We start from the raw sequence: 13,373 nt of genomic DNA on the forward strand, positions 1-13,373 counted from the left end.
GCCTGATGAGGTGATCTCCGTGAGAAGACTTCCGGTATTTTTTGTTCTGGACTGCTCAGAGTCCATGATTGGCGACAATCTAAAAAAGATGAATGACGGCCTGCAAATGATCGTCAGCGACCTGAGAAAAGATCCGCATGCCCTCGAAACGGCCTGGATTTCAGTGATTGCCTTTGCCGGTATCGCGAGAACCATTGTGCCGCTGCATGAGGTCCTGTCGTTTTACCCCCCGCGCCTGCCAGTGGGTAGCGGCACGAATCTCGGTGCCGCGCTGCGTGAACTGATGACGCAAATTGATACCCAGGTTCGTAAAACCACCGTCGAACGCAAAGGCGACTGGAAACCGGTGGTGTATCTGTTAACTGACGGTCATCCCACCGACGATGCTGCCGCAGAAATTAAACGCTGGAAAGAGTATTACGCCCGTAAAGTGAATCTGATTGGGATCGGGCTTGGCCCCTCTGCCGACCTTAATACGCTGCGCCAGCTCTCAGAGAATGTGTTTCATTTCAACGAAGCGCATGAGGGTGACTTCACCCGCTTCATAAAGTGGATCACGGCCTCCGTCACCGCCCACAGCCGTAGCGTGGGTGAAGACGTGCCGCCGCCGGCGGTCCAGACCGACTATCTGGTTAAGCTGGCGAAGGATGACGTGGCGCGTGCCTGCGATGAAACCTGCGTCACCCTCGCCGGACGATGCAGTAAATCGCGCCGCCCTTACCTCATCAAATATGAACGTCCGCCGGTGAATCTTTCCGGTCTAAATTTCAATCTGAATATTAACGGCTTTAATCTCGCGGGCTGTTACCCGATTGATGAAGATTATTTCGAGTGGAGCGATCCCTCCGCCTCATCAATGCAAGTGAATACCAGTGAATTACACGGCGTACCGGGTTGTCCACACTGTGGCAATGCCAGCGCATTTGCCCTGTGTCGCTGTGGCCGACTGCTGTGCGTCAACGGCCCCGACGACATTATCTGCCCGTGGTGCGAAACCGCGTTAACGTTCAGAAATGGCGATGACAATGACTTTGATGTCAGCAGAGGTAAAGGATGATGGACGACAATATGCCTCTGAAAAAAAAGATCCTCGCTCTGATTATTGCCGAAAAAGGCCTGACCTTGACGCCGGAGGAACAACGCTCCCTCAGTCACAACGACGAGCTTGACGCCGAAATCAGCGCGATCATTGAGAAAGTCAGCGCGGGCGCGGCAGAAGAGGCAGCGTCAGAGCCTGAATCTGACGCTGAAGCGGCTGACAAAAATCCGCCGCCTGCACCGGAAGAGAACGCCCCGGATGAAGAAAGTACCAACCCTGCGCCGTGGCAAAAAATGCCTTACGATGAACTCAATGAAACAGCGCCTCAGGAAGCTGAATCCGTGAGTAAACCGGTTGAATTATTAAAGCCCGGCCAGATTCCCTCGCATCCGGCCGCAGCGCACACCCCGCCGCTCAAGGCTCCCAACGCGCGGATCGGCATTGCCAACGCCCGGGCTGGTGCGCCTTTTCACTGTACGGTAGATATTGCTCTTGATAATGGCGAACGTGCCGAGGTTGAAGATATTATTTTCGACGCGCCCATTGGACTAACGTTTGAGCGGGCTGAAGGCACTCTGTCAGGCACGCCAACAACCAGCGGCGACATGGAGATTACGGTGAAATGGTCCTGCCCGTCACATCCTGACGGTGCATCCAGGATCACGTTTATAGTTAATCCCGATCCTCGGACGTTATGGAAAGATATCGATCCTCCAGAAGAAGACAGGTATTACAAAACCAATCTCGATCATCAGCTGATTAAACATGCTGGCGTGACCATCGCCGCGGCCAGCCGCCGTGGACGCTCCCACGCCCATGTTGGCTCGTTCCGCGATGATGATTTTTACATTAACGCCAGCGAGCAGAGCGGCTGGAGCGTGATGCTGGTCGCTGATGGCGCAGGTAGCGCCAGTCATTCACGTCAGGGTTCACGGATTGCCACCGAAACGGCTGGTAACTACCTGTTTGATCAGCTTAAAGGCGATAAAGGTCTGGCGCTCAAAACCCAAATTACCCAGTGGAACACCGACGATCAGCGGCAGATTTGGGACTATTTTTACCGCCAGTTCAGTCTGGCCTCGGCGCTGGCGGTTAACAATATCAACCATGAAGCCAAAATCGCCGGGGAAAAAAGTAAATCCTACTCAACGACGTTATTAGCACTGGTCTCTTTTCGTGAAGGCGATGAGATTTTTGCGGCTGCTTTCTGGCTGGGCGATGGTGCTATTGCTGCCTACGGCCCTGCGGGAAAAGTTCGCGTCCTGGGTATGCCGGACAGCGGTGAATACGCGGGTCAGACACGCTTTCTGGACGCTGAAACCATCCAGGATGCGGAATTCAGCAAGCGCATTATTATCGGCCGCTGGAAAGAGATTTCCCACCTGGTGCTGATGACGGACGGCGTGTCCGATCCCTGCTTCGAAACAGATAACGGGCTGCAAAATCCACAGAAATGGGATGCGCTGATCGCAGAGCTGACGCCTCATCTGGACGATGCAGAAAACGCGGCGGAGAACCTGGTTGAATGGCTGAACTTCTTTTCGCCAGGCAATCACGACGACCGCACTATCGTGGTCTCATGGTGACGGGCGGGTGAGATAATATGGCAAATATCGTAACGTGTACCACCCGGGACGGTAAAACCGTTCAATATGTGGATGAAATCATCGGCTCCGGCTCAATGAAGGATGTCTATTTTTCGCCGGATAAAAGCTATGTGGTGGCGTTTTATAAAAAGCCGCAGAATGAGCAGGCGCGCGAGCGAATCGACATGATCACGGGCCGCTATCGGCCCAATATTTTTGAGCAGGCCGGCGGCGAATACTGGAAGGATCTTTTCTGCTGGCCGACCAGCGTAGTGGAACATGACGGGAAAATCGGTATTGTGGTGCCGACCTACCAAAGCCACTTCTTTTTCAAATATGGCTCCAAAAATAACGATTTTCTCGGCATTCGCGGGCGCGAAAAAGAGGGGAAATGGTTTGCCAGCGCCAACAACCAGAACAAATTTCTCGATCCGCGCGAAAAAGGCAATACCCTGACCTATCTCAAGGTCTGCTTATTATTGAGCCGCGCGGTAAGGCGTATGCATGCGGCAGGACTGTGTCATAGCGATCTGAGTTACAAAAACGTCCTGATCGACCCGGAGCAAGGTCACGCCTGCATTATTGATGTCGATGGCCTTGTGGTGCCGGGAAAATTTCCCCCGGATGTGGTGGGCACGCCGGATTTTATTGCGCCGGAAGTGGTTAAAACCAGCCATCTGGAAAAAGACGATCCGCGCCGGGTTTTGCCGAGCATTCTGACGGACAGGCACGCGCTGTCAGTGCTGATTTATATGTACCTGTTTTACCGCCATCCGCTCCGGGGCGGTAAAATTCACGATCTGGACGACGAAATGCGCGACGAATCCCTGTCGATGGGTGAAAAAGCGCTATTTATTGAGCACCCTGTCGATCGCAGCAACGCGGTGAAACTCAATCAGGTCTCGCCATCATCGCTGCCGTGGGCCGATCCGCAGAAGATCCCTTACACCATCATGGGACCGTACCTGACCCCACTGTTTGACCGGGCGTTTATCGAGGGCCTGCACGATCCGCAGCGTCGCCCGACGGCGGACGAATGGGAATCGGCCCTGGTGAAAACGGTCGATCTTATCCAGCCGTGCCAGAATCCTGGCTGCGAGCAGAAATGGTACGTTTTTTCAGGTAAAACCAAACCGGTTTGCCCGTATTGCGGCACCCCTTACAAGGGGAAACTGCCGATCCTCAATTTATATTCGTCACGTAAAGCGGGCAGCTTCCGACCGGACGATCACCGCCTGATGGTCTGGAGCGGGCAGTCGCTGTTCGCCTGGCACGTAAATCGTTTAGTGGCTCCCAATGAGCGCACGACAGAAGCCCAGAAGAAACGGGTCGGGTATTTCGTTTTCCATAACGATCGCTGGTGGCTGGTGAATGAAGGCATTCCGGGCCTGATGTCGCTGCCTGACAAAACGGTCATTGGGATCGGCGATAAGCTGGCGCTGGACGACGGGACCCAGTTCGTGCTTTCAACGGAAGAAGGTGGCAGGCTGGTGGTAGTGCAACTGGTCTCAAATTAACCATGATGAGCCGGGTGAACCTCTCACCCGGCGATTCGCTTACTCAGCCACGGCTGACATTCCTGGAACAAGGATCACTTTGCGGCAATCCTCCTCGCGCTTCTCGAAAATCTCATAGCCTTTTGCCGCCTCTTCCAGCGGCATATGATGAGTAATAATCTCTTCCGGACGCAGCAGCCCTTCTTCAATCAGTTTCAGCAGTTCCGGCAGGTACGCATGCACATGCGTCTGGCCCATTTTGAAGGTTAAGCCTTTATCGAAGGCGTCACCGAACAAGAAACCGTGAATGAACCCGGCATAAACGCCCGGTACGCTGACAATGCCGCCACGGCGCACCGCAGCGATACACTGGCGCAGCGCTTTACCGCTGCTGCCCTCAATCTTGAGATTGCTAAGTACGGTTTCCGTCAGGCTTCCTTTGGCTTCAAAACCAACCGCGTCAATGACCGCATCCACGCCGCGATGATTATCGGTATTTTCAATAATCCACGCCGCCGGATCGTCATTTTTATCAAAGTTAATCGGAATAACGCCATAACACTGGCGGGCAAAATCGAGGCGGTAATCATGATGGTCGATCATAAATATTTTTTCTGCGCCTAAATAACGCGCGCAGGCGGCTGACAATAACCCCACCGGTCCGGCACCAAATATCGCCACGCTGGACCCTTTTTTGATCTCTGCATTTTTAACCGCCTGCCAGGCGGTTGGCAAAATATCGGTTAAAAAGAGAACTTTATCATCGGACAATACGCGAGGAACTTTAAACGGACCGGTATTGGCTTTGGGAACGCGGACATATTCTGCCTGACCACCGGGGACGCCCCCGTATAATTTGCTGTAGCCAAATAGCGCAGCGGGTGGCGTAATGGTTTTGCGGTTCAGCGCTGCACCCTTCCCGCTATTGGTCGTTTCACAGGCGGAATATTGCTCAAGCTGACAGAAAAAACAGTTGCCGCAGGCAATGACAAAAGGGATCACAACCCGGTCGCCACGGCTCACCGCCGTGACATCTTTCCCCGTCTCGACGACTTCGCCCATAAACTCATGACCAAAAATATCACCGTGACCGGTACCCGGAATTTTTCCGCGATAAAGGTGTAAATCGGAGCCGCAAATAGCCGTTGCGGTGACCCGCAGAATAATGTCATCACTGGCTTCAATTATGGGATCCGGATGCGTATCAACGCTGACTTTGTGCGGCCCGTGATAAGTGAGTGCTTTCATGTGATTCTCCGGGAAATGATCCGCCAGGGCGGGAAGTCTTAAATCTAGTTGCCAGCGGGCAAAGTTCAAGCTGAAGGGAGGGCGTAAGCCTTGTCTAAGAATTATCTGGTATAAATAATTACCGTCCGCCTGTTTTGTCCGGAGTTTCTATACTGGGTGCAGGAGGTTTTACTATGCGATGGTTCCGTTCACTTTTTACCAGCCCCGAGAGATTTTTGCAGGTCATTAATCACCAGGATATCGAAGAATCTATTGAAGATGGCGAACGCATCCTGGTGGATGACGACGGCAATGCGACGGTCAATGTCCATTGCCGCGCCGTACAGGAAGATTTTGATCGCCACGTTAACGCACTGAAAAGGGCCTGAGATGGGAACGGCTATATTTATGGTTCTGATGGTGTGTGGTTACTGGTATAGCAGCCGGGATCTCTCCACCCGTTTTAAATTCAAACGCACTTTCGGCTGGGATGTGTATTTTCTGGTCGCCCTTTATGGTTGTATTTTCGTCCTGCAAGGTATTATTGCCACTGGCATTCTGTGGCTGATGTTATTGATCGCGTCCGTGACGATGAACGCCCTTCCCGCCTGGTTTGGACCTGAAGAACATCGGTTTCAGATGGTATTCATGAACTGGAGCTTTTTAGGCATTCAGGCTCCGGTAGTGATCATGCTGGCCTTCGCGATTTTCTTTTGTCTCTACCGCTCCAACTGGGCGATGAGTGCCAGACTGGATAGTAAAGGACGACTGGCGCTTTACAAGACGCTGGCCAGCGGAAATAGCCTTGAGGGACTGCTTTATCAGTGTATGGAGAGTGGTCAACTGGTCTGGCTGACGTTGCGGTCTCAACGTATTTATATCGGCATGGTTCATGCTGCGACGTTTGATGCCAGTAACGCCAGCAATATTGTGATCATCCCTATGTTAAGCGGTTATCGCGACAGTAAGACATTCGACTTTACTGCCGAACATAATTACAGCGCATGGTATGCGGATCATGAGATTACCCTGGCATCGGAGCCACAATCGGCGCTGGATTTTCGTAAGGTGATCCTGATAGAGCAAATCGAAAGCTTATCGCTTTTCGATCCTTCTCATACTCTGGCGCTGGGGATGCGCAAAGAAAGCGAAATGTTTAAGGATATTTAAAGGGAGTAAAAGAACTCGCCCGCAGCATGCGGGCGAGTCGGGGATTAGGCGTTCAGCTGGTAATCAAGCGTGATCTCAGCATTCAGCAGCTGTGAAACCGGGCAACCCGCCTTCGCTTTCTGGATAATAGCGTCAAAGGCAGACTGTTCAATCTGCGGCACCGAGACCTTACTTTGCAGGGCAACTTTGGTAATCGCAAAACCACCGTCTTTTTTATCAAGGGAAACGTCTGCAACGGTATCGATGGAAGTCGCGGTATAACCCTGTTCGCCCAACATCAGTGAAAGCGCCATTGAAAAGCAGGCGGCGTGTGCTGCGCCAATTAACTCTTCAGGGTTGGTTCCTTTCTCACCCTCAAAACGGGTATTGAAACCATACGGGCTTTGGTTAAGGACGCCACTCTCTGTCGAGACGGTACCTTTACCACTTTTGATATCCCCTTCCCAGTGTGCCTGACCTTTCTTATGAATCGTCATAATTGACTCCTTTTTGCTGTCGAGTCATCAAGTATAGGACGCGCCTGAAAGTTTGCGGCAAAAAGAGAGTGTTCCTAAAAGCCGCCGATCGATTGCAAAACGCCAGGGTTTGGTCAATGCTTAACAGTCAGCTCGCCTCGCGAGCTGTCCTTTAGGGTAACGTTTCGTCCGGCACCCGCCGGGCTTGTCCTTGAAACCAGTAAAACAGGATTAAGGAGTAAGAATGAAATCGAACCGTCAGGCACGTCACATCCTTGGACTCGATTACCGGGTCTCAAATCAGAAAAAAGTCGTTATTGAAGGTGATAGCGAAACCCCTGTTACGCACACCCACGCGACTGGCCGTAAACGTCGTAGCGAATAAAGCGTCTTTTCGATGTGATCCCAGACACCATCTTCTCGGGAGGGGGGTGTCTGACTGCTGATAAACGTTATACCGTGGAATTATGCCTGGTGGCGCTTTGCTTACACAGGCCTACAGATGGTGGACAACCTGTAGGCCGGGTAAGGCGAAGCCGCCACCCGGCAAAACGGCACAGACATAGCAAAACCCGATTTTTTAACAAGCTGACACCACCTTCCCCGGAAGGTGGTGTTTTTGTTTCGGGGGTGGCCTGTTCTTTCTGCAAAACTGGGTAAGTAAAGGTACGGTGTTGCGTATGATTATTTGTTAAAGACAAGCATTAAGTATGTTGTAACTAATGTTTTATCCACCAGCAACATTAGCCTGAAAATCCCAAATATTGCGAGGAGCTTTCAGGCTTTGCGCTATCTCTATTGCCTGAAGAAAAGCGTGTGATTAAGCTGCACTGAGCGTATAGTGTTGACAAAATGGCAACGGAAGGTCATATGCATGTAATTTCACAAAAGAAACTTGCCGTGGCGGCAGAGAAGTATCCACAGTTCAGAGATGAGTTGATCGCACTGGGAAAGATTATTGCCAAAGGGCAGTTCCCTACTCCTGATTCCCTGCGACAAATTTATCCTACTCTGGATAATATTAAATATATTGATAAGTACTATGTTATTGATATTGCAAGAAACAGACTACGCATCATTGCAATCATCTTTTTTAAAACCCAAAAATTTTATGTCCGGCATATTTACACACATAAAGAGTACGATGAATTTGTAATGAAGTGTCGCACTAAAGGAAAAACCAAATGGCTGTAGAAGAGGCATTAAAAGCAGCAGAAGCATTAAAACGAGCAATCCCCCTCCTTGTCGGTAGTACACGATGTGAGGACTATGATGATGCTCTGAGGCTGGTGGAATATTGGCTCCTGCACGATCCGGAAAACCCGTTGCTTGAGTTGGTAGCCGCAAAAATTGCGGTGTATGAAGCAACATTACCTGAAGTGGCGGCCTTCAGAAAAGCGAGCGCTAAAACCCATTCAGCACTCGCCACGCTACGTATCCTGATCGATCAACATAATCTGACGCTTTCAGATTTTAAAGATGAAATCGGTAGCAAATCTATGGTATCGCGCGTATTAAACGGTGAACGCCAACTTACCCTCGCGCATATAAAAAAACTTGCCGCACGGTTTGGCGTATCTCCAGCGCTATTCCTCGACTAACACCCGGCCCCACGAAGGGGGCCGGAGTGAGATTACATTCCTTCACTACTCTCTTTTTTTGCTTCCAGTCTCTCCACATCCCGGTACCAGCGCGGGTGATGCTTCTTCGCCCAGCGGCGGCTAACCTTCCCTTCCACCATGCCGTTAATGGAGCCTTTCACCCAGAACGCCATATACATATGAATAAGAATGGCGTGGATCAGAATAATCGCCGACGTCGCGTGCAGCAGCAGGCTGTAGCGGATCACCTGAATCGGGAAGTAATGCGCAAAATAAGGCCGCCAGATAATCACGCCCGTCACCAGTAATACAAAAATCATGCTCATGATGCTCCAGAACATCATCTTCTGTCCGGCGTTGTATTTTCCTACCCGGGCGACCTTATGCTCGTTGCCCTTCAGGACCTCGAGGATGCCCTTCACCCACGGGATATCCTGCTTATCCGGAATGTTATGATGTACAAAGCGAACAAACATAAACATCAGAGCAATAAAAATGACTACCCCAAAGAATGGATGGAGGATGCGCCCCATCTGCGGCGTGCCGAAGGTTTCCGTCAGCCACTGAAGCGTCGGGAAGAAAAACGAAATCCCCGACAGCGCCACCAGAAAGAAACAGATCACCACCGTCCAGTGACAGGCCCGGTCGATAAAGGTGGTACGCACAATCATCTTACTCATGATGCTCCTCCTCATCATCGACCTCTTTATTCGGGCCAATGCCAATGTAGTGATAAATCAATCCGGCAAAGGTGGCGACAAAACCTATCGCGGAGAGCGGCTTCAGCACCCCTTTCCATAGCGTAACGGCGGTATCGATATGCGGATCTTTCGCTAAACCGTGATAGAGCTGCGGCCGGTCCGCATGATGCAGGACGTACATCACATGCGTACCGCCCACGCCCACCGGGTTATACACGCCCGCATGCTGATAGCCGCGCGCATGGAGTTTCCCGACCCGTTCCGCCGCCACCTCCAGCATCTCCTGCTTAGTGCCAAAGTGAATCGCCCCGGTGGGACAGGTTTTCACGCAGGCGGGCTCCTGCCCGACGCTCACCCGATCCACACACAGCGTGCATTTATAGACCCGGTTATCATCCTTATTCAGCCGCGGCACGTTAAACGGACAGCCGGCAATGCAGTAGCCGCAACCGATGCAATGTTCCGACTGAAAATCAACAATACCGTTGGCATACTGAATAATCGCTCCGGCGGAGGGACAGGCCTTCAGACAGCCAGGATCCGCGCAGTGCATACAGCCGTCTTTGCGGATCAGCCACTCTAGTCGGCCATTTTCTTCGGTCTCGCTAAAGCGCATCACCGTCCAGGACTTAGCGCTCAGATCGGCGGGATTGTCGTAAACCCCGACGCAATGCCCCACCTCATCACGGATATCATTCCACTCTGAGCAGGCCACCTGGCAGGCTTTACAACCCACGCAGGAGGAGACATCGATAAGCTTGGCCACTTCCAGTTTATAATCACGCCCCTGGGGAGGCGGCGTAACCGGATTGGTGGCGGAGCGTTTGATAATGTCCTGTGTTTCCATCGTCATGGTTCGCTCCCTTACGCCTTCTCGATGTTAACTAAAAACGCTTTATATTCCGGCGTCTGCGAGTTGGCATCGCCGACGTTAGGCGTCAACGTATTGGCGATATAGCCTTTCTGCGCCACCCCTTCGAAGCCCCAGTGCAGCGGAATACCGACGGTCTCAACCCGCTGACCGTTCACCTGCAAGGTTTGCAAGCGGCGCGTGACGACGGCTACCGCGCGAATAAAGCCGCGCTGGCTGCTCACCGTCACCCGATCGCCATTCAGTATTCCTTTTGCGGCGGCCAGCCCTTCGCTGATCTCAACGAACTGCTGCGGCTGTGCGATGGCGTTCAGCCGGGCATGTTTGGTCCAGGTATGGAAATGCTCGGTCAGACGATACGTCGTCCCGACATACGGGAAGTTATCTTTCTTACCCAGCCGCTGCGCATCCTCGTCATACACGCGCACGACCGGACTGGACACCACATTCGGGTGCAGCGGGTTGGTCCCCAGCGGCGTCTCCATCGGCTCGTAATGTTCCGGGAACGGTCCTTCCGCCAGCTTATCGAGGGCAAATAGCCGTCCCAGCCCTTCCGGCTGCATAATAAACGGCCCGGTGTTGCTCCCCGGCGGCGCGGTATTAAAATCAGGAATATCGTTACCGCTCCACGTCGTACCGTTCCAGGCAATCAGCATCCGTTTCGGGTCCCAGGGTTTACCGTGAATATCCGCCGAGGCGCGGTTATAGAGCACGCGTCGGTTCAGCGGCCACGCCCACGCCCAGCCGAGGGTATTCCCCAGCCCGGACGGATCGGCGTTATCGCGGTTCGCCATCTGGTTGCCCTGCTCCGTCCAGCTGCCGCTGTAGATCCAGCAGGAGGATGCGGTGGTGCCATCATCGCGCAGCAGCGCAAAGCTGTTCAGCAACTGGCCTTTTTTCGCCACCAGCGCGCCGCTGGCATCATAGAGATCGGCCAGCGCGACGCCATTATTCTCCTTCGCGACCTCTTCGGACTGCGGACGATCCGGCTGCTCATAGTCCCACGCCATTTTCAGCAGCGGCTCCGCGCCCGGCCCGCCTTCGCTGCGGTACAAATCGCGCAGGCGGTGATAAATTCCCGCCAGGATCTCGCCGTCATTGAGCGCTTCCCCCGGCGCGTCCTGCCCTTTCCAGTGCCACTGCAACCAGCGTCCGGAATTGGCAATCGATCCATCCTCTTCGGCAAAGCAGGTTGACGGCAGACGGAACACTTCAGTCTGAATAGACGCCGTATCCACATCGTTCATCTCGCCGTGGTTTTGCCAGAACGTCGATGTCTCGGTGACCAGTGGATCGACGACGATCATGTATTTCAGCTTGCTGAGCGACTGCACCACCTTGTTCTTATCCGGGAACGAGGCAACCGGGTTAAAGCCCTGACAGATATAGCCCGTCACTTTCCCGTTGTGCATCATGTTGAAATACTTAATGACGTCATAGGACTGATCCCACTTCGGCAGCCAGTCAAAGCCCCAGTTGTTGTCCGCCTGCGCCGCCTCGCCGTAAAAGGATTTCATCAGACTGACGAAGAACTTCGGATAGTTGCTCCAGTAGTTTACCTGGTCCGGCAGCGTCGCTTTCGGCGTGCTGGCTGTAAGATAGGTTTGCAGATCGGGTTGTTTCTCCGACGGTAGCGTCAGATAGCCCGGTAAACTGGTCGAGAGCAACCCTAAGTCGGTTAATCCCTGGATATTGGAGTGACCGCGCAGCGCATTGACCCCGCCGCCCGCCATGCCCATATTCCCCAGCAGTAATTGGATCATCGCCATGGTACGGATGTTCTGTGCGCCCACGGTATGTTGGGTCCAGCCCAGCGCGTACAGGAAGGTGGTGGTTCGGTCCGCCGCACTGGTTGAGGCCAGCGCTTCACATACCTTCAGGAAATCCGCTTTCGGCGTACCGCAGATATTTTCCACCACTTCCGGCGTATAGCGGGAAACGTGCTGTTTCAGCAGGTTCCAGACGCAGCGCGGGTGAGTCAGCGTGTCATCGCGACGGGCGTAGCCATTTTCATCGAACTGATAGTTCCATGAGGATTTATCGTACTGACGCTTTTGCGCGTCGTAACCGCTGAACAAGCCGTCATCAAAACTAAAATCATCCCGCACCAGCAAACCGGCGTTGGTATAGTGCTTAACGTACTCAGCATTCATTTTTTGATGCTGGATCAGGTACAGCAGGACGCCGGACAGGAAGGTGATGTCCGTGCCGGAACGAATAGGCGCATAGATATCCGCCACCGACGCCGTGCGCGTAAAGCGCGGATCGACCACGATCAGCAGCGCGTCGTTATTATTTTTGGCTTCCATCGCCCAGCGGAACCCCACCGGATGCGCTTCGGCGGCATTACCGCCCATCACCATCACCACGTTGGCGTTTTTGATATCAACCCAGTGGTTCGTCATCGCACCGCGACCAAATGTTGGAGCAAGACTTGCTACCGTTGGTCCGTGTCAGACGCGTGCCTGGTTATCGACTGCCAGCATCCCCAGCGAGCGGACGAATTTTTGCGTCAGCATGCCGGTCTCATTACTCGCCGCCGAGGCGCACAGCATCCCGGTGGACAACCAGCGGTTGACCGTGACGCCCTGTTCGTTTTTCTCAATAAAATGGGCGTCGCGATCGGCCTTCATCAGACGGGCAATGCGATCGAACGCGTCGTTCCAGCTGATGCGCTGCCATTGGTCGGAACCCGGCGCGCGATACTCTGGGTAACGCAGACGATTATCGCTATGAACATAGTCCAGCAGGCCCGCGCCTTTCGGACACAGCGCCCCGCGGCTGACCGGATGATCCGGGTCGCCTTCAATATGATAAATCGCTTCTTTCGCGTTCTTTGCCCCATCACCGAGGCTGTACATTAATAGCCCACATCCTACGGAGCAGTACGTACAGGTATTACGGATCTCTTTGGCGCGCAGCAGTTTATAATTGCGTGCCTGAGCCAGCGCCATTTTGGGGGCAAACCCCAGCGCCGCTGCCGTCGTCCCGGCCATACCACCCGCGCAGATTTTAAAAAACTTTCTGCGACTGACGTTCATTGCCTTCCTCATTATTCTGAAATGTCATGCGGCATGGAAACTAACAGCAAAGCCCCTGCATTTTTTGCGTCAAATCAATTCAGCCCGTTGACGCCCTCTTAATAGTCGCAGCGAGCGAATTTTATTAATCCTTAGGAAGTAATGACGCTGGTGATTAATTCGGCATGATGGAACAAAAATGGTATA

Annotated in this window: 13 protein-coding genes; 8 read left to right on the forward strand and 5 right to left on the reverse strand. The window is 53.0% G+C overall.

Annotated features, from left to right (window positions below; all coding sequences use genetic code 11):
- The first annotated feature begins 19 nt into the window (after positions 1-19).
- From INT84_RS05770 to INT84_RS05780, 3 genes are read left to right on the forward strand one after another with little or no spacing between them, the layout of a single operon-like run.
- Positions 20-1,057 (forward strand): TerY-C metal binding domain-containing protein, encoded by a 1,038-nt coding sequence (locus tag INT84_RS05770; protein ID WP_194205978.1) that lies wholly within the window; start codon positions 20-22, stop codon positions 1,055-1,057.
- A gap of 11 nt (positions 1,058-1,068) precedes the next feature.
- Positions 1,069-2,625, forward strand: coding sequence for a PP2C family serine/threonine-protein phosphatase (locus tag INT84_RS05775; protein WP_228065825.1), 1,557 nt, complete (start codon positions 1,069-1,071; stop codon positions 2,623-2,625).
- Positions 2,626-2,642: 17 nt separating this feature from the next.
- Entirely contained in the window at positions 2,643-4,142 is a 1,500-nt protein-coding gene (locus INT84_RS05780) for a helix-hairpin-helix domain-containing protein (protein ID WP_194205979.1), read from the forward strand.
- Between the two features lie 39 nt (positions 4,143-4,181).
- Here INT84_RS05780 and INT84_RS05785 read toward each other — a convergent pair whose 3' ends face one another.
- The gene (locus INT84_RS05785; RefSeq protein ID WP_194205980.1) at positions 4,182-5,369 is read right to left on the reverse strand and encodes a zinc-dependent alcohol dehydrogenase; all 1,188 of its coding nucleotides are present in this window, start codon (positions 5,367-5,369) and stop codon (positions 4,182-4,184) included.
- Between the two features lie 173 nt (positions 5,370-5,542).
- On the opposite strand from INT84_RS05785, the gene INT84_RS05790 reads away from it, so the two are divergent.
- Together INT84_RS05790 and INT84_RS05795 are read left to right on the forward strand one after the other, a co-directional pair.
- Positions 5,543-5,737 carry a hypothetical protein gene (locus INT84_RS05790; protein WP_194205981.1) on the forward strand — a complete coding sequence of 65 codons (195 nt, stop codon included), beginning with the start codon at positions 5,543-5,545 and terminating at the stop codon, positions 5,735-5,737.
- A 1-nt stretch (position 5,738) separates the two neighbouring features.
- The gene (locus tag INT84_RS05795; protein WP_194205982.1) at positions 5,739-6,518 is read left to right on the forward strand and encodes a hypothetical protein; all 780 of its coding nucleotides are present in this window, start codon (positions 5,739-5,741) and stop codon (positions 6,516-6,518) included.
- A gap of 44 nt (positions 6,519-6,562) precedes the next feature.
- Here INT84_RS05795 and INT84_RS05800 read toward each other — a convergent pair whose 3' ends face one another.
- On the reverse strand, positions 6,563-6,994 hold the full coding sequence (locus INT84_RS05800) for an OsmC family protein (RefSeq protein WP_194205983.1): 432 nt from the start codon (positions 6,992-6,994) through the stop codon (positions 6,563-6,565).
- A 223-nt stretch (positions 6,995-7,217) separates the two neighbouring features.
- Here INT84_RS05800 and sra point away from each other — a divergent pair, with 223 nt between their 5' ends.
- From sra to INT84_RS05815, 3 genes are all read left to right on the forward strand, one after another.
- Positions 7,218-7,358: a stationary-phase-induced ribosome-associated protein gene (sra, locus tag INT84_RS05805; RefSeq protein WP_176917405.1), complete on the forward strand. Its 141-nt coding sequence runs from the start codon at positions 7,218-7,220 to the stop codon at positions 7,356-7,358.
- Between the two features lie 485 nt (positions 7,359-7,843).
- Positions 7,844-8,167, forward strand: coding sequence for a type II toxin-antitoxin system HigB family toxin (locus tag INT84_RS05810; protein WP_194205984.1), 324 nt, complete (start codon positions 7,844-7,846; stop codon positions 8,165-8,167).
- Positions 8,158-8,574: a type II toxin-antitoxin system HigA family antitoxin gene (locus INT84_RS05815; RefSeq protein WP_194205985.1), complete on the forward strand. Its 417-nt coding sequence runs from the start codon at positions 8,158-8,160 to the stop codon at positions 8,572-8,574. The genes INT84_RS05810 and INT84_RS05815 overlap by 10 nt, the downstream gene beginning before the upstream one ends.
- Before the next feature lie 32 nt (positions 8,575-8,606).
- Here INT84_RS05815 and fdnI read toward each other — a convergent pair whose 3' ends face one another.
- Genes fdnI through fdnG form a run of 3 tightly spaced genes read right to left on the reverse strand, consistent with a single transcriptional unit; the run spans position 8,607 to position 13,187 of the window.
- Entirely contained in the window at positions 8,607-9,254 is a 648-nt protein-coding gene (gene fdnI, locus INT84_RS05820) for a formate dehydrogenase-N subunit gamma (RefSeq protein WP_194205986.1), read from the reverse strand.
- Positions 9,247-10,128, reverse strand: a complete 882-nt coding sequence (gene fdxH / locus INT84_RS05825) for a formate dehydrogenase subunit beta (protein WP_194205987.1) — start codon at positions 10,126-10,128, stop codon at positions 9,247-9,249. Before fdxH ends, fdnI begins: the two co-directional genes overlap by 8 nt.
- Before the next feature lie 11 nt (positions 10,129-10,139).
- Positions 10,140-13,187 carry a formate dehydrogenase-N subunit alpha gene (gene fdnG / locus INT84_RS05830; protein WP_194205988.1) on the reverse strand — a complete coding sequence of 1,016 codons (3,048 nt, stop codon included), beginning with the start codon at positions 13,185-13,187 and terminating at the stop codon, positions 10,140-10,142.
- Between the last annotated feature and the right edge of the window lie 186 nt (positions 13,188-13,373).

Source organism: Superficieibacter sp. 1612_C1 (assembly GCF_015234305.1).
In the GTDB taxonomy this organism is placed as follows: Bacteria; Pseudomonadota; Gammaproteobacteria; order Enterobacterales; family Enterobacteriaceae; genus Superficieibacter.